Below are 20,796 nucleotides of genomic sequence, written 5' to 3' on the forward strand. Positions count from 1 at the left end.
GATGGTGAGGCACCAGATCATGTTCCTCAAACGGTTAGATGTGATCGGCTTCAAATCGTTTGCCGATCGCGTATCAATTGACTTCGTTCCCGGCGTGACGGCGGTCGTCGGCCCGAACGGAAGCGGAAAAAGCAACATTACGGATGCGATTCGTTGGGTGCTCGGGGAACAGTCAGTGAAATCACTGCGCGGTGCGAAAATGGAAGATGTCATTTTCGCCGGCAGTGACTCGCGCAAACCGCTCAATGTGGCCGAGGTGACGATCACGCTCGATAACGAAGATGGCTTTTTGCCGTTAGAGTACCAGGAAGTCAGTGTAACCCGACGCGTCTATCGTTCGGGGGAAAGCGAATTTTTCATCAACCGCCAACCGTGCCGCCTAAAAGATATTGTCGACTTGTTTCTCGATTCCGGGCTTGGCAAGGAGGCGTTTTCGATCATTGGCCAAGGCCGGGTCGAAGAAATTTTAAGCAGTAAGCCGGAAGAGCGGCGTACGATTTTTGAAGAGGCAGCCGGGGTTTTGAAATACAAATTGCGCAAAAAAAAGGCAGAGACGAAACTAGCGGAAACGCAAGACAACTTGCAGCGGGTCAACGACATTTTGCATGAGCTCGGGCAACAGCTTGAGCCGCTCCGGATGCAGGCGTCGATCGCTAAAGAGTATTTGGAAAAACGGGAAGAGCTCGAGCGGTTTGAAGTAGCGCTTATGGTGCATGATATCGAGCAGCTGCATCGGCAATGGAGCGAGCTAAATGAGGCGCTTAATGAGCATCAACAAGAAGAAGGGAGATTGGCGGCGGAGCTGCAAAAAACGGAAGCCCATATCGAGCAGCTGCGCGACCAAATCACCGCCATTGATGAATCGGTCGACGGTTTGCAGCAAGTGCTTCTTTTAGCGAGCGAAGAGCTGGAGAAGCTCGAGGGGCGGAAAGAAGTGCTGAAAGAGCGGAAAAAACACGCCTCCCAGCGCATCGAACAGCTTGACGAAACAGTCATTGCGTTGACGGAAAAGTGGCGCCGCCTGACAGAGCAGCTCCGTTCGGAAAAAGCCGCCCTCACCCAACTTGAAGCAGGTGCGGCCGCACTGGAGAAGGAATTGAAAGAACAACAAGCGCTGCTTTCAGCCCACGAAGTCGACATCGAAGAAGAAATCGAACGACGAAAGGGCGATTACATTGATCTTGTCCATGAACAGGCGGCATTGAAAAATGAGCGCTTGCATGTGGAACAAGCCATCCATAAGCTTCGTGCGAAGCAAGCGGCGTTAAATGAAGCGAACAGCGACCATTTAAAACAGCGCAACCAGCTCGAGCAGCAGCGTGCAGCTTTATTGGCTGAGCTATCCCGTCTGGAACAGGCGATCACCGAAGCGAGCAGCAAACTGGCAGCTCTCGAATCGGCGCTCAAAGAACAACAAGTGGAGCTCGAACAGAAAGAGACGTCGCTTCATCAGGCACGCCAATATCGGCAACAAGCAAAAGCGCGCCAGCAGTGGCTTGAGGAGATGCAACACGAGTATGCCGGCTTTTTCCAAGGAGTAAAAGAAGTGCTCAAGGCTCGCAATCGGCTGCCCGGCATCCGTGGGGCGATCGTTGAGCTCATCCGCGTTCCGGGTCGCTACGAAATCGCGATTGAAACGGCGCTTGGCGGCGCGATGCAGCATATCGTTGTTGACAGCGAACAAGCAGCGCGGCAAGCCATTCATTTTTTGAAAACGAACGGCTACGGGCGAGCGACGTTTTTGCCGCTTGATGTCATTCAGGCGCGCTCCCTTTCCGAGCGGGAACGTGCGGCGATTAGCGGTCATCCGGCGTTTGTTGGCATCGCTAGTGAGCTTATTGAGTATGATGACATTTATGCAGCGGCGATTGCCCATTTGCTCGGTCATGTGATTGTGACGGCCGATTTAAAAGGGGCGAATGAGTTAGCGAAGCTCCTTCACTATCGATATCGGCTCGTGACGCTCGATGGCGATGTCGTCAGCCCTGGCGGGGCGATGACAGGCGGCGGGGCGGCGAAAAAAACCGCTTCATTGCTAGGTCGAAATCGTGAGCTTGAGACGATCGCCGCCAAACTGCGGGAAATGGATGATGTCATCGCCCGTTTGGAGCGCGACATGGCTGCAAAACGACGCGAACGGGCAGAATGGGAAGCGGAGGCGGCGATGCTCAAAGAGGAGATTGCTAGGCTGCAACAGTCGCTGCAAGAAGAGAAAGAGGAGCAGCGCGAACTTGAGTGGCAGAAAAAGCGAATCGATGAGCGACTCGCCTTATATGATGAAGAAAAAGCGAACGATGAACGCGAAATAGCGGAGCTGAACAACCGCTTGGGCGCCATTGATGGGCAACTTCAACAGCTTGCAGAGAAGCTTCAGGCGATCGATGAGGACATCAACCGGCTGCAGGTGCAAAAACAGACGGAGCAAACAACGAAAGAAGCGCTGCAAGTGGCGATCACTGAGAAAAAAATCGCGTTGGCGGAAACGAAAGAGCGAGTGAAGCACGCACGTCGGAAAGCCGAGGAGATCGAAGCGGAGCTTGCCGAAACTGCCCGCGGACTCCAGCAAGCAGAGCGTGAACGGGCTGCCTTGCAAGCGGAAATGGAAGCGCCGGAATGGAATGAAGAAGAACTTGAGCAGCTGCGGCAGCAAAAGCTCGAGGACAAGCAAAAAACGCTTGAACTGATCACGAGCCGCCGCGAACAGCGGCTCGACTGCCAACGGCGGCTTGAGCATTTGGAGCAGGAATGGAAAGAAGCGAAGCGGCAACATAAACAGCTTGTTGAGGTCGTCAAAGATGAGGAAGTGAAGCTGAACCGGCTCGACGTGGAACTTGCCAATTTGCTCTCCCGTCTCAGCGAAGAGTACGGGCTATCGTTTGAAGCAGCTCGTTCCGGGTATCCGCTCGAAATTGGCGCCGATGAGGCGCGCAAGCGGGTGAAGCTCATCAAGCGAGCCATTGAGGAGCTTGGCACCGTTAACTTGGGAGCGATCGACGAGTATGAGCGCGTTTCCGAGCGACATCGCTTTTTGAGCGAGCAAAAGGCCGATTTGGAAGAAGCGAAAGCGACACTTCACCAAGTCATTGAGGAAATGGACGAGGAAATGAAGAAACGGTTTTTCACGACCTTCGAACAAATCCGCGCCCATTTCAGCGAGGTGTTCCGCGAGCTGTTCGGCGGCGGGCGCGCCGATTTACGGCTGACCGATCCGAACAATTTGTTAGAGACAGGTGTGGACATCGTCGCTCAACCGCCCGGGAAAAAGCTGCAGCATTTAAGCTTGCTCTCTGGCGGCGAGCGGGCGCTGACTGCGATCGCTCTGTTGTTCTCGATTTTAAAAGTGCGCCCAGTGCCGTTTTGCGTCCTTGATGAAGTCGAAGCGGCGCTTGATGAGGCAAATGTGCAGCGCTATGCCCAATATTTGAAGCGGTTCAGCCGCGACACTCAGTTTATTGTGATCACCCATCGAAAAGGGACGATGGAAGAGGCGGACGTGCTTTATGGCGTCACAATGCAGGAATCCGGCGTCTCGAAGCTCGTTTCCGTTCGTCTCGAAGATTCGAAGCAGCTCGTGCAGTCATAGTGGAAAGGAGGAGCCTCAATGGGCTTTTTTCAAAAGTTGAAAGAAAAATGGACGAAACAAGCCGATGCCGTTACTGAGAAGTTTAAAGAAGGGTTGTCAAAAACGCGCGATTCACTTGCTGGGAAGGTGAACGATCTCATCGCCCGCTACCGGAAAGTGGATGAAGAGTTTTTTGAAGAGCTCGAAGAAATTTTAATCGCGGCCGATGTCGGCGTGACGACCGTCATGGAGTTGGTTGACGAGCTGAAAATGGAAGTGAAGCGCCGCAATATTCAAGACTCAGCGCAAATGCGCGACGTCATCGCCGAGAAGCTCATTGACATTTACCGCGCTGGTGCCGATGACAGCGAGCTTTCTGCTTTGAATATCCAAACGAGCGGACTGACGGTCATTTTGTTTGTCGGTGTCAACGGCGTCGGCAAAACGACAACGATCGGCAAACTCGCCCATAAGCTGAAATCGGAAGGGAAATCGGTGCTCTTAGCCGCAGGCGATACGTTCCGCGCTGGGGCGATCGAGCAGCTCGAGGTATGGGGCGAGCGCGTCGGGGTCGACGTCATTAAACAAACGGCCGGTTCTGACCCGGCAGCCGTCATGTATGATGCGATTCAAGCGGCGAAAGCGCGCGGCGTCGATGTGCTGCTGTGCGACACAGCCGGGCGGCTGCAAAACAAAGTGAATTTAATGAAAGAGCTCGAGAAAGTAAAACGTGTCATCAGCCGCGAAATTCCGGGTGCGCCGCATGAAGTGCTGCTTGTGCTGGATGCGACGACTGGGCAAAATGCCATGAGCCAGGCGAAGCTATTTAAAGAAGCAACCGATGTCACTGGCATCGTGTTGACGAAACTTGATGGCACGGCGAAAGGCGGCATCGTGCTCGCCATTCGCAACGAGCTTGCCATTCCAGTTAAATTTGTCGGCCTCGGTGAAAAAATGGACGACTTGCAGCCATTTGACGCGGAAAAATATGTTTACGGTTTGTTTGCTGGGTTGTTTGATGAACAATAACGTTGTTTTGTTCGTAAGTTATGGCGCAAGCGCCTAATTCGAGGCGGGGCGTTGCTTGTCGGGGAGGCCCGTGTGCTCATGCTTACAGGAGGATGTCCCAAAAGTGTTCGCATAGCGTTCGCTTTTGGGACACTTTTTTGGATAAAAAAGAAGAAAACCGTTCCTCTTTTGGTATAATAGAGTCACCACAACCCTACCAAAGAAAGGACGGTTTTCTTATGTACATTTATTATAACCGAGATCAACTCATTTTGCCAATGGATCTTGAAATTTTCATTCCCAAACATCATCTTTGCCGGATTGTGGATCTGGCAGTGGAAAAAATGGATCCGGCTCTGTTCGTTTCCCTCTATCTTGGCGGAGGGCGTCCAGCCTATCATCCGAAAATGATGTTGAAAGTCATCCTGTATGCCTACGCCAATCGGATCTACTCCTCTCGCCAAATCGCCAAGCAGTTGAAAGAAAACATTTACTTTATGTGGCTATCCGGCCATCAAACACCGGATTTTCGCACGATCAACCGATTTCGGTCGGAACGGATGAAGGACATCATTTACGAAACGTTTTTCTCCATTGTCGATCTTCTGCGTCAAGAAGGGCTGGTCAAGTTAGAGGATTATTTTCTGGATGGAACGAAAATCGAAGCCAATGCCAACCGATATACATTCGTTTGGCGCAAATCAACGGAAAAGTACGATCAGAAACTGGAGGAGAAATTCCGGAAAATCGTTGCCTCGATCGAACAGGTGACGAAAGAAGATGAAGAGGCGGAACAAGAGGGGGATTTTCAAGAAAAGCTGGAAGCTTCACCGATCACGTCCGAAAGGATCGAAGCCGTCATCGAACAAGTGGAAGAGCGCCTAAAGAAAGAGCCGAAGAATCGTACGTTAAAGAAAGCCAAACGGCAATTGGAACAAGATCTTCTCCCCCGTAAGAAAAAATATGAAGAATACAAAGAAAGATTAGGCGAACGGAACAGTTTTTCGAAAACGGATCCGGATGCCACGTTTATGCGGATGAAGGACGACCATATGAAAAACGGCCAGCTCAAACCGGGGTACAATGTGCAGATTGGGACAGAGAACCAATTCATCACTGGATTTAGCGTGCATCAACGGGCAGGGGATGCCGGATGTTTCATTCCGCATTTGGAGCAATTGGCCGCCTATGGGCGTCCAATGCCTAAACAAGCCATTGCGGATTCCGCCTATGGGAGTGAGGAGAACTACACGTACTGTGAGAAAAAGGAGATAGTCGCCCTGATCAAGTACAACACGTTGGATCGGGAACAAACGAAAGCGTGGGCGAAGGAGATCGGCCGAATCGAGAACATGACGTATGATGAGGAGCTGGATGAGTGGATTTGCGTCAAAGGGGAACGGTTGGTGTTTGTGTATGAACGGAAGGAAACGACCGACAACGGGTACGTTACCGTCAAACGGACGTATCGTTGTACGGCTTGTGCCGGATGCCCGTTTCAGGCGACATGCGCCAAAGGCAAAGACACGAAAACCATCCGCGTTTCCTTGAGAAATCAACAACAACGGCAAGAGATCCGTAAACGGCTGTCCACGGAAGAAGGGGCGGCGACGTACCGAAAACGACAAATCGAAAACGAGCCGGTGTTTGGGCAAATCAAGCACAACCAGCAATTTCAGCGCTTTTTGTTAAGAGGGCTCCCAAAAATTACCTTGGAATGGGGGCTTATTTGTGCTGCTCACAATTTGAGAAAGTGGGCGGCCACAACCGATCCAACAAAGAAAAAACAGGATAAAATTCAGAAATAAGGAGAAATTCTCGTTTCAAAAAAGGAATAAATAACCAAATAGTAAAGAAAAGAAACAGAGGCTGTCCCCAAAAGGTCGGTTTAACGACCTTTTGAGTCAGCCTCCTGTTTTTGTTATGCCACGGAAGCGAAACAAAACGAATGGCCTTTATCTTGACAACGGCCGGTAAACAAAGTACACTCACTTTTGTAAAGGATTTTCACTTAACAATGAGGGAGGGAGAGTCCGGTGCTGGAAAAAACGATGCGCATGAACTATTTGTACGATTTTTACCAAGCGCTGCTGACACCGAAACAGCGCAATTACATGACGCTCTACTACTTGGACGACTACTCCCTCGGGGAAATTGCCGAACAATATAAGGTGAGCCGCCAGGCGGTGTACGATAATATCCGGCGCACAGAAGCGATGCTGGAACAATATGAAGAAAAGCTCGGACTGCTGCAAAAATATGAGCGACGACAGCAGCTCATCGGGCGATTGAAAGACTACGTTCGCCAACATTATAGCGCCGATGCTGAATTGGCAGCGCTAGTCAACGAGCTTGATGAGCTCGATTAAGGGGGTGAACGCGATGGCGTTTGAAGGGTTATCCGAACGCTTGCAACATGTCATGAATCGAATCCGCGGCAAAGGAAAAGTGACCGAGGCCGATGTAAAAGAGATGATGCGAGAAGTGCGTCTGGCTTTGTTAGAAGCGGACGTCAACTTTAAAGTCGTGAAGGATTTTATTAAACGGGTGAGCGAGCGGGCCGTCGGTCAGGAAGTGCTGAAAAGCTTAACACCAGGCCAGCAAGTTATTAAGGTCGTAAAAGAAGAACTGACAGCGCTCATGGGCGGCGAGCAGAGCAAAATCGCCGTCGCCAAGAAGCCGCCAACGGTCGTCATGATGGTCGGGCTGCAAGGGGCCGGGAAAACGACGACGACCGGAAAGCTCGCCAACTTGTTGCGTAAACGGCATAACCGCAAGCCGCTGCTTGTGGCTGCTGACGTCTATCGTCCGGCAGCGATCAAGCAACTTGAGACGCTCGGCAAACAGTTAAATATGCCCGTTTTTTCGTTAGGCGAGCACGCCAATCCCGTTGAGATCGCCAAACAGGCGCTCGAGCGGGCGAAAGAGGAGCATCATGACTACGTGCTCATCGATACGGCCGGCCGCCTTCATGTCGACGAGGCGCTCATGGATGAGCTGAAGCAAATGAGAGAGGCCGTCAAACCGGATGAAATTTTCCTCGTCGTTGACGCCATGACTGGACAAGATGCCGTCAATGTCGCTCAAAGCTTCCACGAACAGCTCGGCATTACCGGTGTGATTTTAACGAAACTTGACGGCGATACGCGTGGAGGAGCAGCGTTGTCGATTCGCGCCGTCACTGGGGCGCCGATCAAGTTTGTCGGGATGGGCGAAAAGCTTGACGCCTTGGAGCCGTTCCATCCGGAGCGAATGGCGTCACGCATTTTAGGAATGGGCGACGTCCTGACGCTCATTGAAAAAGCTCAAGCCGCCGTTGATGAGGAGAAGGCGAAAGAGCTTGAGCAAAAAATGCGCACGGCAACGTTTACGTTCGATGACTTTTTGGATCAGCTCGGTCAAGTGCGCAAGCTTGGCCCGCTCGATGAAATTTTGAAAATGTTGCCAGGTGCTAATAAAATCAAAGGGCTGGATAACATCCAAGTCGATGAAAAGCAAATTGCCCGCGTTGAAGCGATCATTCGCTCGATGACCAAAGAAGAAAAAATGCATCCGGAAATCATTAACGGCAGCCGGAAAAAGCGGATCGCCAAAGGAAGCGGTACGACTGTGCAAGAAGTAAACCGGCTTTTGAAGCAGTTTGACGACATGAAAAAAATGATGAAAATGATGACGAATATGCCAAAAGGGAAGAAAAAAGGATTTCGCTTCCCATTTATGTAAATGATGTTCTGTTAAGCGAAAAACCTTTACAAACGGAAAAAGAATTGTTAATATACTATCTTGTGTGAACTATATACGGAGGTGCGTACAAACTATGGCAGTAAAAATTCGTTTAAAACGCATGGGTGCAAAGAAAAACCCATTCTACCGCATTGTTGTTGCAGACTCGCGTTCGCCGCGCGACGGTCGTTTCATTGAAACGATCGGCACGTACAACCCGGTTGCTGAGCCGGCGGAAATTAAAATCAATGAAGAGCTAGCGCTCAAATGGTTGCAAAACGGCGCCAAACCGTCGGATACAGTGCGCAGCTTGCTGTCGAAACAAGGTATTTTAGAGAAGTTCCATAACTTAAAATACGGCAAATAAGAGAGACAAGCATGAAACCGCTCATTGAAACGATCGTTAAGGCACTTGTCGATTATCCGGAAGCGGTGGCGGTTGAAAGCCGTGAGGAAGAACAGGCAGTCATCTACGAGCTGTCGGTGCATGCCGAGGATGTCGGCAAAGTGATCGGCAAGCAAGGACGGACGATCCATGCGATTCGTACAGTCGTCTACGCTGCCGCGGCCGGGTCGCCAAAGCGGGTTATCGTGCAAGTGAAAGAAAAAGGGTGAGGACATTCCTCTCCCTTTTTTGATATTGTTGTAAAAGGGGGAAAGGAATGAAGCTGATTCAAACGGTCGAGGTGCGTCAAATTGTCACCGAGCGAAGCAAACAGATGCTCGCTGCCACGTTTGTGGCACGTAAGCAACAACTTGAGCGCGAGTGCGACCAACTTCGTTTCGAACAAAAGAAGATGGAGAAAAGCGGAAAATACTCACCTGCTTTAGTGAAACAATATTTTGCGAAACAAATTGATGACCGCATGGAGAAAATAAAACTGCTGGAGTTTCAGCTTGAACAATTACATATGCTACCGTTAGGCAGTGAGTTGAAGGAGCGGGAAGTCGAGGCGCTTATCGAGGTGAACGTCGGCGACCGCTGGGAAGAGGTGACAAAGGCGCGTGCCATCATCGTTGAAGATGGCGTCGTCAAAGAGATTCGTTAAGAGGGGATGAAGGTGATGGAACGATGGTTTAATGTTGGCAAGATCGTCAACACACACGGTATTCGCGGTGAAGTGCGCGTCATTTCGCGAACCGATTTTCCGGAAGAGCGGTACAAAAAAGGAAACAAACTGTACATTTTCCGTGAATGCGACACTGAGCCGATTGAAGTGACTGTAAAGAGCCACCGCGTTCATAAGTCGTTCGATTTGCTATCGTTTGAAGGGTATGACAGCATTAATGACGTCGAGCCGTTTAAAGGGGCAATGCTGAAGGTGCCGGAGAGCCAGCTTGGCGAGCTGAACGAAGGAGAATATTATTTCCATGAAATTATCGATTGTACGGTTGTGACGGAAGCGGGCGAAACGATCGGTAAAGTAAAAGAAATTTTAACGCCGGGTGCGAATGACGTTTGGGTCGTCCGGCGCCAAGACGGCACCGACGCACTCATTCCGTATATTGACGATGTCGTCATGCACGTCGACCCTGAACGGAAGATAATCATCATCCGGCCGATGGAAGGACTGCTTGAATGATGCGGATCGATATTTTAACGCTGTTTCCCGACATGTTTCCCGGCGTGCTGAATGAGTCGATTTTAAAGAAGGCGCAAGAAAAGGGAGCAGTGAACATCCGTCTCGTTAACTTCCGCGAATTTGCCGACAACAAGCATAAAACGGTCGATGATTATCCATACGGCGGCGGTGCCGGCATGGTATTGAAGCCGCAGCCGATTTTTGATGCGGTGGAACATGTGACGGCGGAGTCGCCAGGCGCGCGCATCATTTTGCTTTGCCCGCAAGGTGAGCGCTACACGCAAAAAAAGGCGGAGGAGCTCGCCAAAGAAGAACACTTGGTGCTTATTTGCGGCCATTATGAGGGTTATGACGAACGAATTCGCCAATATTTAGTGACCGACGAAATTTCAATTGGTGATTACATTTTAACCGGTGGAGAGCTCGGCGCCATGGTGATTGTCGACAGCGTTGTTCGCCTCCTTCCTGGCGTTCTCGGCAACGAGGCATCACCGGTTGATGACTCATTTAGTTCTGGACTGCTTGAGTACCCACAATATACAAGGCCGGCTGATTTTCGCGGCATGAAAGTGCCGGATGTGTTGCTGTCAGGAAACCATCAGCTCATCGCCGAATGGCGCGAGAAGGAATCGCTTCGCCGGACGGTGCAAAAACGTCCGGATTTGCTTGTCGATTATCCGCTCACCGAGAAGCAAAAGCAATGGCTGAAAGAGTGGGAGCAAGAGCGAGAATAACTATTGCTTGCAGTCGATGTTTATGCTATCATATTCTTTGTGTTGCTTAAGCGGTATGCTTAAGGATGGAAAACGATGTTCCGCTGCAATGAATGAGACGCATTGGCATGAACATCTGTGGAAGGAGTGGAAAATGATGCATCATTTAATCCAAGAAATTACAAAAGAACAACTGCGGACAGATTTACCGGATTTCCGTCCGGGTGACACGGTGCGCGTCCACGTAAAAGTTGTGGAAGGTAGCCGTGAGCGCATCCAAGTGTTTGAAGGTGTCGTCATTAAACGGCGCGGGGCGGGCATCAGCGAAACGTTCACTGTTCGCAAAGTGTCCTATGGCGTCGGTGTTGAGCGCACGTTCCCAGTGCATACGCCGAAAATCGCCAAGCTGGAAGTTGTCCGTCGCGGGAAAGTACGCCGCGCGAAATTGTACTACTTGCGTGCACTTCGCGGCAAAGCGGCGCGCATTAAAGAAAAAACGGCTCAATAATGGACATCAGTGGGTCGTAGCGAAAAAGGAGCTTGCTTTCAAGCTCCTTTTTTCACTATCCGTCGGCGAAGCGGGTAAATTATGATTTGGGTGGGAGAAAAGATGGAACAGAAGAAAAGCGAATGGCGTGAGTGGTTGAAAGCCATTGTCGTCGCGGTCTTGTTGACTGGGGGCATCCGCTATTTTATTTTCGCCCCGATTATTGTCGACGGCTATTCAATGATGCCAACATTACATAACCATGAGCGGATGATCGTCAATAAATTGGCCTATAAAATCGGCATGCCAAACCGCTTCGATATTATTGTTTTTCACGCTGAAGAAGGGAGAGACTATATCAAGCGGGTCATCGGCCTGCCCGGCGACCGGATCGAATATAAAAACGACACACTCTATGTCAACGGCAAGCCGTATGACGAGCCGTATTTGGGCGAATATAAAAAGCAGGTAGCCGACGGGCCGCTGACCGAGCCGTTTACGTTAGAGGAGTTGACCGGACAGAGCACCGTGCCGGAAGGACATTTGTTCGTCATGGGTGACAATCGCCGTTTCAGCAAAGATAGCCGTCATATCGGTTTCATTCCGATGGAGAAAGTTGTCGGCAAGGCGAATATTGTCTACTGGCCGCTTGGTGGCGTCCGGATTGCGAAATAAACGAGGCAGGTGATGCCAATGACGATGATTCAATGGTTTCCCGGCCATATGGCGAAAGCGAAGCGGGAAGTACAAGAAAAACTAAAACTGATTGATGTGGCGTTCGAACTGCTTGACGCCCGCGTGCCGATGTCGTCACGCAACCCGATGATTGACGATATTCTCGGCCAAAAAACGCGCCTCATTTTACTCAATAAAGCCGATATGGCCGATGAGGCAGTAACGGAACAATGGATCCGCTATTTCCGTGACCAAGGGAGAACAGCCATAGCCATCGATGCGCAAAGCGGAACCGGAGTAAAACAAATCGTCGCTGCGGCGAAAGAGATGGTGAAAGACAAGTTCGACAAAATGAGGGCGAAAGGAATTAAAAATCCGCGTCCGGTGCGGGCGCTTATTGTCGGCATTCCGAACGTCGGCAAATCAACGCTTATCAATCGGCTTGCCGGCCGCCATATCGCCAAAACCGGCGATAAGCCGGGGGTGACAAAAGCGCAGCAATGGATTAAAGTCGGAAAAGAGATGGAGCTGCTCGATACGCCCGGCATTTTATGGCCGAAGTTTGAAGATGAGGATGTCGGTTACAGGCTGGCAGTCACGGGCGCGATTAAGGACGAAATTTTAAATTTGCAGGACGTTGCGGTGTACGCGCTTCGCTTTTTATCCAGCCATTATCCCGAGCGGATTACGGAGCGCTATGGCCTTGACCGCATTCCCGATGACATTGTTGCTTTGTTTGATGCCATCGGCCGACGGCGCGGCTGCCTGACAGGGGGCGGCGGCATCGATTACGATAAAGTGGCTGACATCGTCTTGTATGACATTCGCACAGAAAAATTAGGACGGCTCAGCTTTGAAACGCCCGCTTTATGGACGTAATGCGTCTGGCGGGCGTTTTTCCTTTGAATGAATGTTTCGCTTCACAACGCGCGGAATGCGTCCGATAGTATAAGTAGAAAAGGGAGAGGGTTATGAAACAGTATACGGTCAAAGAAATTGAAGCGCTGCTACCAGAGCTCGAAGGAGAAAGCGACCCACGCTGGGAGATGCTGCGGTGCGATGAGCGGAAAAGCGTGCAGGCGCTTCTTGCCCGCTTTGTTAAGCAAAAGGAGCGGGAGAAAGCGGCACGGCAGCGGTGGGAAGAGCTGATGCGCTATGAGCGTGAACTATATGCCGCTGGCATCGAGCGAATTGCCGGCATTGATGAAGCCGGGCGCGGACCGCTGGCCGGCCCGGTCGTCGCTGCGGCAGTCATTTTGCCGAAAGACGCCTATTTGCCCGGGCTTGACGACTCGAAACGGCTGACGCCAGCCAAGCGCGAGGCGCTATTTGCGCAAATTGAGGAGTGCGCCGTCGCGATCGGTGTCGGCATTGTAAGCGCGGCCGAAATCGATGAATGGAACATTTATGAAGCGACGAAGCAGGCAATGGCCAAAGCGGTTGCCGCGCTCTCGCCGTCGCCAGAGCATTTGCTTGTCGATGCGATGACCGTGCCGTGTGCACTGCCGCAGCAACGTCTCATAAAAGGCGATGCCAACAGCGCCTCGATCGCTGCTGCGTCAATCATTGCCAAAGTGACACGTGACCGATGGATGCATGAGCTTGATCGCCGCTATCCGCAATATGGATTTGCCCGTCATATGGGCTACGGGACGCCGGAGCATCTTGCAGCGATTCGCCGCTATGGCGTGACGGATGAACATCGTCGTTCGTTCGCGCCGGTAAGGGAAGCGCTCGGCGTTCAATCATAGCCAACAAGGTGCGTTGTAGCAATGCAGATCGAAGGGGGATGCGCTCTCTAAGCTAGGCCGGAATGAAAGGATGGGAAGCGAATGGTAGAGCGGATGGAACGAACTTTTCCGGTGACAGCTGTCCGTGATGCAACGTCAAATCAGCGGTTTCGGCCCGGACAGGCGGTCGTTGGCCGGGTTGAGCGGGTGGAGGAAACGAAAGGTGGAGAACGGGTGGCGCTTGTTCGTGTCGGCAGCCAGCTTGTGAGCGCTCGGCTTGAGGCATCGCTTATCCTCGGACGCACGTACTTGTTTGAAATCAAACAACAAGGGGGAACGCTCTATTGGAAAGCCACCCCCTTTCCCGAGCGGACGTTTATTTTATCTGATGAGGAGGCCGCGCGTCAATGGCAACAGACGTGGAAGCTGCCAGCTGCCGCTTTGCCGGTGCTCCGCCAAGCGTTAAAAGCAGGGGCGGTCGTAACGAAGAGGGAAATCGTAGAGCTGGCTGAGGCAGTGAGAGAAACAGGTCGTTCGGCCGATGCTGAAGATGTGATCGCTTACTTGTTCCGCCGCCGGCTGCCGCCGTCTTCGGCTGTGTTTCGGGCGTTATGGGCGGCAAAAACCGGTGCTCCACTTGCTTTCGGGCTAGGTAGACTGAAAGCGGCGCTAGCTGCACTTTCCACCCATCCAGCTGCGCTCAATCTTGGTCGAGCGGTCGATCGGCTTCTTTCGCCGCCGCTGTTCGTTTACGAGACGGTTGTGCATGTGCTCCTTTCGGCCGAAGGACAAGAAGCGGAACCGGCGCGCTCACTCCTCGCTCGTCTTGGATTAACCCCGTTGCCGGAGAAACGGCGTTTAGCGCTTCAAGAGGCGGTGCGGCAGCGACAGTTTGCGGAGGCGGGCAGGCAGCTTGGTTTAGCCGATGAGGAAGCGCTTTTCGCACGGTTTGCCGCTGTAGATGCTGCTTACAAAAACGAGGAACTTTCTGAAGCGGAAGCAAAGCTGTGGGCGGCTGCTAGAGCCACCGGTGATTCTGCGCTGTCGTTATTTCATTGGCTGCGGCGGATGGCCAAGCGTCTCGGACTTGGAGATGAGGCAGCGCTCGCTTGTGCGGTGAAAACCGGAGCTTTGCCAGCAGGTCCCCCATCGTTGAAAAGGTTGCTTCTTTACTTTCTTCGCGAGCCGGGGGACAGGGAAGCGAAACAGGCGGCTGAAGCGCTCCTTGACCAGATCGATGGGATGACCATCGCTGCTGGCGGCGATGGAACGCCCGAACACGTATGGATCGCGTTTCCGCTGTCGCTTGGCTCCCGTTTGAGCGATTTTGCCGTGTGCTGGCAAGGGAAACGGAAACCTAGCGGTCGACTTGATGAAGATTATAGTCGCATTGTTTGTTGCTTAACGCTCGAGACGTTAAACGAGATCGTTGTCGATATGCGCATTCAGCGGCGGATTGTTCACATCTCTATATTTCATGATGATCCGCAGCTGCCAGCGCTCACAGCCCGTTTTGCCCCGCTCGTGAAAGAACGATTGCAGGCGCACGGCTATACACTCTCAGGCATTGATGTGAAAACAACGGACACTGCGCCGCCGCCACCATCTAGTTTTCCGTTTTCCGGCCAGTATAGAGAGGTGGATTGGCGCATATGAACGAAGAGCGGAAAAAAGCAGTCGCCTTGTCGTACGAGGCGGCAGTCGATGAGGCGCCGGTTGTTAAAGCGAAAGGAAGCGGAGAGGTCGCCGAGGCAATCATCGCTGTAGCTGAGCAGTACGGCGTGCCGGTGCGAAAGGACCCATCGCTTGTTGAGCTGTTAAGTGAAGTAGAGATCAATGAGGCGATTCCGGAGGGACTGTACGCACTTGTAGCTGAGTTGTTTGCCTTTCTTTATCAGCTTGATCGGGCGATGAAAGAGGAGAGATTGGGGAAGGGATAATTTTCCTATTCCTCAATTTCTTAATTTTGCGGCGAAACGGTGGACAACCAGGAAACGTTAGGTATAAAATGAAAGCGCTAAGACTTTTTTTAGTTTATACATAGGAGGTTGGCGCATGAACATTCATGAATACCAAGCAAAAGAAATTTTGCGAAGCTATGGCGTAAGTGTGCCGAACGGTCGTGTTGCGTTCACGGTCGATGAAGCAGTTGAAGCGGCGAAAGCACTCGGCACGTCGGTGTGCGTCGTTAAGGCTCAAATTCATGCCGGCGGACGCGGCAAAGCAGGCGGGGTGAAAGTGGCCAAAAGCTTAGAGGAAGTCCGTACATACGCCAGCGAATTGCTTGGCAAAGTGCTCGTCACCCATCAAACCGGTCCGGAAGGAAAAGAAGTCAAACGGCTTCTTATTGAAGAAGGATGCGACATCCAAAAAGAATATTACATCGGCCTTGTCGTCGACCGCGCCACCTCGCGCGTCGTCTTAATGGGCTCGGAAGAAGGCGGCACGGAAATCGAAGAAGTAGCGGCGAAGACACCGGAGAAAATTTTTAAAGAATACGTTGATCCGGCGGTCGGATTGCAAGCGTTCCAAGCACGCCGCCTGGCGTTCAACATCAACATCCCGAAAAAACTTGTCAACCAAGCCGTAAAATTTATGATGGGCTTGTATCAAGTGTTTGTCGATAAAGACTGCTCGATCGCTGAAATCAATCCGCTTGTCGTTACCGGCGACGGCAAAGTGATGGCGCTCGATGCGAAATTGAACTTCGATTCAAACGCCTTGTATCGCCATCCGGATATTATGGAATACCGTGATTTGGATGAGGAAGATCCAAAAGAAGTCGAAGCGTCGAAATATGATTTGAACTACATCGCCCTTGATGGTAACATCGGCTGCATGGTCAACGGTGCTGGCTTGGCCATGGCGACGATGGACATCATCAAATATTACGGCGGCGAGCCGGCTAACTTCCTCGATGTTGGCGGCGGCGCTAGCGAGGAAAAAGTGACGGAAGCATTCAAAATCATTTTGTCTGACCCGAATGTTAAAGGCATTTTTGTCAATATTTTCGGTGGCATTATGAAATGTGATGTCATCGCCAGCGGCATTGTCGCAGCGACGAAGCAAGTCGGCTTGACACTTCCGCTCGTCGTCCGGCTTGAAGGAACGAACGTCGAACTCGGGAAAAAGATTTTGCAAGAGTCGGGCTTGAACATTACGGCAGCTGAATCGATGGCAGATGGCGCGCAAAAAATCGTCGAGCTAGTACGTTAAGAAAGCGAGGGAGACATGTGAGCGTTTTTGTCAATAAAGACACGAAAGTGATTGTACAAGGAATTACCGGTTCGCAAGGGCTGTTCCATACAAAACAGATGATTGAATACGGAACGAACATTGTCGGTGGTGTCACGCCGGGCAAAGGTGGCACAGAAGTCGAAGGCGTGCCGGTGTTTGACACTGTTTCGGAAGCGGTGGAAAAAACAGGAGCGAATGCTTCGGTTATTTACGTTCCGCCGGCGTTCGCTGCGGATGCCATCATGGAGGCAGTCGACGCCGAACTCGATCTTGTCGTCTGCATTACTGAAGGCATTCCGGTGCTCGATATGGTAAAAGTGAAACGGTACATGGAAGGCAAAAAGACACGCCTTATCGGGCCAAACTGCCCGGGTGTCATTACGCCGGAAGAGTGCAAAATCGGCATTATGCCGGGCTATATCCATAAAAAAGGGCATGTCGGCATCGTCTCGCGCTCTGGAACGCTGACGTATGAGGCGGTTCACCAATTGACACAAGCCGGCATCGGCCAATCGACAGCGGTCGGCATCGGTGGCGACCCGGTCAACGGCACCAACTTTATCGACGTGTTGAAGGCGTTCAATGAAGACGATGAGACGTATGCGGTCATTATGATCGGTGAAATCGGCGGTACGGCTGAAGAAGAAGCGGCGGAATGGGTGAAAGCAAACATGACGAAGCCGGTCGTCGGCTTTATCGGCGGACAAACAGCTCCTCCGGGCAAACGGATGGGACATGCCGGCGCCATCATTTCCGGCGGCAAAGGTACGGCTGCGGAAAAAATTAAAAAAATGAACGAATGCGGCATCAAAGTGGCGGAAACACCGGCCGTCATTGGGGAAACGCTCATTTCCGTCCTGAAAGAGCGCGGATTGTACGAAAAATGCAAAACGCATTAATGGTTCTACCCCGCACGATCATCACGTGCGGGGTGCTGTTTATCATGTTGCGAGAAAGGAGAATACGATGTACGATACGGTCCGTGACCGGCTCATCCATCTTCACCACTGCCGCGGAGCAGGATGGAAGACGATCCACGATTTGCTTGAGGTTGACCCGACATTGTCCGCTCCATTTTCTTTACCTCCCGCTGTTCTCCGTTCGCTCGTTCCACTCTCCGACGCTCAATGGGCTGCTTTTTTTCATGATTTGCATTCTATCGACGTGAAAAATGTGGTAAAAACATATAAGGAGCGGGGCATTCGCATCATCACCATGTTCGATCTAGACTATCCCCCGCTGCTTAAGCATATATACGATCCGCCGTGGGTGCTGTATGCGAAAGGAAATATTGCCTTACTTCAAGAAACAAAGTTGATTAGCATCGTCGGCACGAGACGTCCGACAAAAGAAGGAATCGAAGCGCTCGAAAAACTTGTGCCGCCGCTTGTGGCTGCCGGTTGGACGATTGTGAGCGGGCTTGCCTTTGGTATTGACGTTTGCGCCCACCAACTCGCCGTTAGTTATGGCGGAACGACGATCGCAGTCATCGCTGGCGGACTTGACCACATTTATCCGAAAGAACACCGCTCCTTCGCCCAGCAGCTTATGAACGAGCAGCTCGTCGTCGCCGAACATCCGCCGGCAACGAAACCACAAGCGTGGCAGTTTCCGGCGCGCAACCGCATCATTAGCGGGCTGTCGCTTGGCACGCTCGTTGTGCAGGCAAAAATGAAAAGCGGTTCGCTCATTACAGCGTCGTATGCGCTTGAACAAGGACGGGAAGTGTTTGCCGTCCCTGGCTCGATCAACTTGGCGGAGGCTGCCGGACCGAATACGCTCATTCAACACGGAGCAAAACTAGTGCAGGAGGCAGCGGACATTATCGCTGAATTCCCGTACGTATAATGATCATGTTTGACAAATACGGCAATAATCATTAATAATAATGAAGATTTCAATTTACTTCCTAGGGGTGGAAGATGGATGTCAGACTACTTGGTTATCGTCGAATCGCCAACGAAAGCGAAGACGATCGAACGATACTTAGGGAAAAAATATACGGTCAAAGCTTCGATGGGCCATGTTCGCGATTTGCCAAAAAGCCAAATGGGCGTTGACATAAATGACGGCTATACGCCGAAATATATTACGATCCGCGGCAAAGGCCAAGTGATTAAAGAGTTGAAAACGGCAGCCAAAAAGGCGAAAAAAGTGTTTCTCGCTGCCGACCCGGACCGTGAAGGGGAAGCAATCGCCTGGCATTTGGCCAACATGCTCGATCTCGATATTCACTCTGATTGCCGCGTCGTCTTTCATGAGATTACAAAAGACGCCATTAAACAATCATTCCAGCAACCGCGCTCAATCAATATGAATCTCGTCGATGCCCAGCAAGCGCGGCGCGTGCTTGACCGTCTCGTCGGCTATAACATCAGCCCCCTCTTGTGGAAAAAAGTGAAAAAAGGGCTGAGTGCCGGCCGCGTCCAATCAGTCGCGCTGCGTCTCATTATCGATCGGGAAAAAGAAATCCGCCAATTTCAACCGGAAGAATATTGGACGATTCAAGCGAAATTTCAAAAAGGGAAAGAGACGTTTGCCGCCTCGTTTTACGGCGTTGACGGGGAAAAGCTGGAATTAAAAACGGAAGCGGACGTAAAAGAAGTGCTCGCCCGTTTAAACGGGCGAGCGTTTACGGTGAAAACGGTGACAAAGCGCGAGCGCCGGCGCAGCCCGGTGCCACCGTTTACAACGTCATCGCTTCAGCAGGAAGCAGCGCGCAAGTTGAATTTCCGCACAAAAAAGACGATGATGGTCGCCCAGCAGCTGTACGAAGGGATTGATCTCGGCGGAGAAGGGACAGTCGGGTTGATAACGTATATGCGTACCGACTCGACGCGCATTGCCGAAACAGCGCAACAGGAAGCAGCGGCGTATATCGAAGCGACGTTCGGCGCCCAGTACGTCCATCAAGAAAAGCGGAAGGAAAAGAAAAGCACGAACGCCCAAGATGCTCACGAAGCCATTCGCCCGACCTCGGCATTTCGCGATCCGGATAAAGTGAAGCCATATTTGACGCGCGACCAGTTCCGGTTGTATAAACTCATTTGGGAACGGTTTATCGCCAGCCAAATGGCGGCGGCTGTACTGGACACGATGAGTGTTGAACTTGAAAATAATGGGGTGCTGTTCCGCGCCAGCGGTTCGAAGGTAAAGTTCCCAGGGTTTATGAAAGTATACATCGAGGGGACGGACGACCAAACGGAAGAACAAGATCGTCTGCTTCCTGATCTTGAGGAAGGAGAGGCGGTCGAAAGTGAAATGATCGAGCCGAAGCAGCATTTCACCCAGCCGCCGCCGCGCTATACAGAAGCGCGCCTTGTTAAAACGTTAGAAGAGCTCGGCATCGGCCGTCCGTCCACCTACGCGCCGACGCTTGATACGATTCAGAAACGCAACTACGTTGTTCTTGAAAACAAGCGGTTCGTCCCGACAGAGCTTGGTGAAATCGTCGTCGAGCTTATTTTAGAATTTTTTCCAGAAATTATTGATGTCGAGTTTACGGCTAAAATGGAAAAAGAGCTTGATGAAATAGAAGAAGGAAAAGTAGAGTGGATCAAGGTTGTGGATGAATTTTACCGCGAGTTTGAGAAGCGGCTAAAAGTGGCCGAAAAAGAAATGCGCGAAGTGGAAATTAAAGATGAGCCAGCCGGCATTGACTGCGACGTGTGCGGCAGTCCGATGGTGTACAAAATGGGTCGCTTTGGTAAATTTATCGCTTGCTCGAACTTTCCGGAATGCCGCCATACGAAACCGATTGTGAAAGAAATCGGCGTCAAATGCCCGAAATGCCATGAAGGGAATATTGTCGAGCGCAACAGCAAGCGAAAACGGGTGTTTTACGGCTGCGATCGCTTCCCGGAATGCGACTTTGTTTCGTGGGATAAACCGCTTGCGCGCCCGTGTCCAAAGTGCGGAGGGCTGCTTGTCGAGAAAAAGCTGAAAAAGGGTGTGCAAGTCCAATGCACGGCGTGCGACTATGAGGAACAACCAGAAGCTTGACCACGCATCGGATACAATTCAGAATTTTATAAAAAATAGTTGCGCGATGCAGAGTCATATGGTACGATGAAGGAGC

The 20,796-nt window shown here is 51.5% G+C and carries 20 protein-coding genes; all 20 read left to right on the forward strand.

Annotated elements, in window-relative coordinates:
- Positions 1-19 precede the first annotated feature (19 nt).
- On the forward strand, positions 20-3,583 hold the full coding sequence (gene smc, locus NSQ22_RS06235; RefSeq protein ID WP_339264335.1) for a chromosome segregation protein SMC: 3,564 nt from the start codon (positions 20-22) through the stop codon (positions 3,581-3,583).
- A gap of 18 nt (positions 3,584-3,601) precedes the next feature.
- Positions 3,602-4,591 carry a signal recognition particle-docking protein FtsY gene (gene ftsY, locus NSQ22_RS06240; RefSeq protein ID WP_029760451.1) on the forward strand — a complete coding sequence of 330 codons (990 nt, stop codon included), beginning with the start codon at positions 3,602-3,604 and terminating at the stop codon, positions 4,589-4,591.
- 218 nt (positions 4,592-4,809) lie between these two features.
- Complete coding sequence (locus NSQ22_RS06245) at positions 4,810-6,378, forward strand: IS1182 family transposase (protein WP_087959916.1); 1,569 nt, start codon at positions 4,810-4,812, stop codon at positions 6,376-6,378.
- Positions 6,379-6,606: 228 nt separating this feature from the next.
- The gene (locus NSQ22_RS06250) at positions 6,607-6,939 is read left to right on the forward strand and encodes a putative DNA-binding protein (RefSeq protein ID WP_008878616.1); all 333 of its coding nucleotides are present in this window, start codon (positions 6,607-6,609) and stop codon (positions 6,937-6,939) included.
- Positions 6,940-6,952: 13 nt separating this feature from the next.
- A complete protein-coding gene (gene ffh / locus NSQ22_RS06255) occupies positions 6,953-8,293 on the forward strand; it encodes a signal recognition particle protein (protein ID WP_029760452.1) in 1,341 nt (446 codons plus the stop codon).
- Between the two features lie 94 nt (positions 8,294-8,387).
- A complete protein-coding gene (rpsP, locus tag NSQ22_RS06260; protein WP_008878614.1) occupies positions 8,388-8,660 on the forward strand; it encodes a 30S ribosomal protein S16 in 273 nt (90 codons plus the stop codon).
- An 11-nt stretch (positions 8,661-8,671) separates the two neighbouring features.
- On the forward strand, positions 8,672-8,908 hold the full coding sequence (locus tag NSQ22_RS06265) for a KH domain-containing protein (protein ID WP_008878613.1): 237 nt from the start codon (positions 8,672-8,674) through the stop codon (positions 8,906-8,908).
- A gap of 47 nt (positions 8,909-8,955) precedes the next feature.
- A complete protein-coding gene (locus tag NSQ22_RS06270) occupies positions 8,956-9,342 on the forward strand; it encodes a YlqD family protein (protein ID WP_008878612.1) in 387 nt (128 codons plus the stop codon).
- 15 nt (positions 9,343-9,357) lie between these two features.
- Positions 9,358-9,876, forward strand: coding sequence for a ribosome maturation factor RimM (rimM, locus tag NSQ22_RS06275; protein WP_035499067.1), 519 nt, complete (start codon positions 9,358-9,360; stop codon positions 9,874-9,876).
- Positions 9,876-10,610, forward strand: coding sequence for a tRNA (guanosine(37)-N1)-methyltransferase TrmD (gene trmD / locus NSQ22_RS06280; RefSeq protein ID WP_029760454.1), 735 nt, complete (start codon positions 9,876-9,878; stop codon positions 10,608-10,610). Before rimM ends, trmD begins: the two co-directional genes overlap by 1 nt.
- 136 nt (positions 10,611-10,746) lie before the next feature.
- Positions 10,747-11,097, forward strand: coding sequence for a 50S ribosomal protein L19 (rplS, locus tag NSQ22_RS06285; RefSeq protein WP_029760455.1), 351 nt, complete (start codon positions 10,747-10,749; stop codon positions 11,095-11,097).
- Positions 11,098-11,199: 102 nt separating this feature from the next.
- Positions 11,200-11,751, forward strand: coding sequence for a signal peptidase I (gene lepB, locus NSQ22_RS06290; protein WP_339264340.1), 552 nt, complete (start codon positions 11,200-11,202; stop codon positions 11,749-11,751).
- 12 nt (positions 11,752-11,763) lie between these two features.
- Positions 11,764-12,630: a ribosome biogenesis GTPase YlqF gene (gene ylqF / locus NSQ22_RS06295; protein WP_029760456.1), complete on the forward strand. Its 867-nt coding sequence runs from the start codon at positions 11,764-11,766 to the stop codon at positions 12,628-12,630.
- A gap of 92 nt (positions 12,631-12,722) precedes the next feature.
- Positions 12,723-13,502 carry a ribonuclease HII gene (locus NSQ22_RS06300; RefSeq protein WP_108437728.1) on the forward strand — a complete coding sequence of 260 codons (780 nt, stop codon included), beginning with the start codon at positions 12,723-12,725 and terminating at the stop codon, positions 13,500-13,502.
- 81 nt (positions 13,503-13,583) lie between these two features.
- Positions 13,584-15,137 carry a flagellar hook-length control protein FliK gene (locus tag NSQ22_RS06305; protein WP_339264342.1) on the forward strand — a complete coding sequence of 518 codons (1,554 nt, stop codon included), beginning with the start codon at positions 13,584-13,586 and terminating at the stop codon, positions 15,135-15,137.
- Positions 15,134-15,421 (forward strand): EscU/YscU/HrcU family type III secretion system export apparatus switch protein, encoded by a 288-nt coding sequence (locus NSQ22_RS06310; RefSeq protein WP_029760459.1) that lies wholly within the window; start codon positions 15,134-15,136, stop codon positions 15,419-15,421. Before NSQ22_RS06305 ends, NSQ22_RS06310 begins: the two co-directional genes overlap by 4 nt.
- Positions 15,422-15,536: 115 nt before the next feature.
- Complete coding sequence (gene sucC, locus NSQ22_RS06315) at positions 15,537-16,697, forward strand: ADP-forming succinate--CoA ligase subunit beta (RefSeq protein WP_008878603.1); 1,161 nt, start codon at positions 15,537-15,539, stop codon at positions 16,695-16,697.
- Positions 16,698-16,714: 17 nt separating this feature from the next.
- Entirely contained in the window at positions 16,715-17,617 is a 903-nt protein-coding gene (gene sucD / locus NSQ22_RS06320; RefSeq protein WP_008878602.1) for a succinate--CoA ligase subunit alpha, read from the forward strand.
- Positions 17,618-17,684: 67 nt separating this feature from the next.
- Positions 17,685-18,566: a DNA-processing protein DprA gene (dprA, locus tag NSQ22_RS06325; RefSeq protein ID WP_029760460.1), complete on the forward strand. Its 882-nt coding sequence runs from the start codon at positions 17,685-17,687 to the stop codon at positions 18,564-18,566.
- A gap of 78 nt (positions 18,567-18,644) precedes the next feature.
- Positions 18,645-20,720 carry a type I DNA topoisomerase gene (gene topA, locus NSQ22_RS06330; protein ID WP_029760461.1) on the forward strand — a complete coding sequence of 692 codons (2,076 nt, stop codon included), beginning with the start codon at positions 18,645-18,647 and terminating at the stop codon, positions 20,718-20,720.
- The last annotated feature ends 76 nt before the right edge of the window (positions 20,721-20,796 follow it).

It is taken from the genome of Geobacillus sp. FSL K6-3411 (assembly GCF_037965715.1).
In the GTDB taxonomy this organism is placed as follows: domain Bacteria; phylum Bacillota; class Bacilli; order Bacillales; family Anoxybacillaceae; genus Geobacillus; species Geobacillus thermodenitrificans.

What these genes read in the sequence shown, in the direction of transcription:
- smc (WP_339264335.1), top strand. Translation starts at nt 20, where the DNA reads ATGTTCCTCAAACGGTTAGATGTGATCGGCTTCAAATCGTTTGCCGAT.
- ftsY (WP_029760451.1), top strand. Translation starts at nt 3,602, where the DNA reads ATGGGCTTTTTTCAAAAGTTGAAAGAAAAATGGACGAAACAAGCCGAT.
- NSQ22_RS06245 (WP_087959916.1), top strand. Translation starts at nt 4,810, where the DNA reads ATGTACATTTATTATAACCGAGATCAACTCATTTTGCCAATGGATCTT.
- ffh (WP_029760452.1), top strand. Translation starts at nt 6,953, where the DNA reads ATGGCGTTTGAAGGGTTATCCGAACGCTTGCAACATGTCATGAATCGA.
- rpsP (WP_008878614.1), top strand. Translation starts at nt 8,388, where the DNA reads ATGGCAGTAAAAATTCGTTTAAAACGCATGGGTGCAAAGAAAAACCCA.
- NSQ22_RS06265 (WP_008878613.1), top strand. Translation starts at nt 8,672, where the DNA reads ATGAAACCGCTCATTGAAACGATCGTTAAGGCACTTGTCGATTATCCG.
- NSQ22_RS06270 (WP_008878612.1), top strand. Translation starts at nt 8,956, where the DNA reads ATGAAGCTGATTCAAACGGTCGAGGTGCGTCAAATTGTCACCGAGCGA.
- rimM (WP_035499067.1), top strand. Translation starts at nt 9,358, where the DNA reads ATGGAACGATGGTTTAATGTTGGCAAGATCGTCAACACACACGGTATT.
- trmD (WP_029760454.1), top strand. Translation starts at nt 9,876, where the DNA reads ATGCGGATCGATATTTTAACGCTGTTTCCCGACATGTTTCCCGGCGTG.
- rplS (WP_029760455.1), top strand. Translation starts at nt 10,747, where the DNA reads ATGCATCATTTAATCCAAGAAATTACAAAAGAACAACTGCGGACAGAT.
- lepB (WP_339264340.1), top strand. Translation starts at nt 11,200, where the DNA reads ATGGAACAGAAGAAAAGCGAATGGCGTGAGTGGTTGAAAGCCATTGTC.
- ylqF (WP_029760456.1), top strand. Translation starts at nt 11,764, where the DNA reads ATGCCAATGACGATGATTCAATGGTTTCCCGGCCATATGGCGAAAGCG.
- NSQ22_RS06300 (WP_108437728.1), top strand. Translation starts at nt 12,723, where the DNA reads ATGAAACAGTATACGGTCAAAGAAATTGAAGCGCTGCTACCAGAGCTC.
- NSQ22_RS06305 (WP_339264342.1), top strand. Translation starts at nt 13,584, where the DNA reads ATGGTAGAGCGGATGGAACGAACTTTTCCGGTGACAGCTGTCCGTGAT.
- NSQ22_RS06310 (WP_029760459.1), top strand. Translation starts at nt 15,134, where the DNA reads ATGAACGAAGAGCGGAAAAAAGCAGTCGCCTTGTCGTACGAGGCGGCA.
- sucC (WP_008878603.1), top strand. Translation starts at nt 15,537, where the DNA reads ATGAACATTCATGAATACCAAGCAAAAGAAATTTTGCGAAGCTATGGC.
- dprA (WP_029760460.1), top strand. Translation starts at nt 17,685, where the DNA reads ATGTACGATACGGTCCGTGACCGGCTCATCCATCTTCACCACTGCCGC.
- topA (WP_029760461.1), top strand. Translation starts at nt 18,645, where the DNA reads ATGTCAGACTACTTGGTTATCGTCGAATCGCCAACGAAAGCGAAGACG.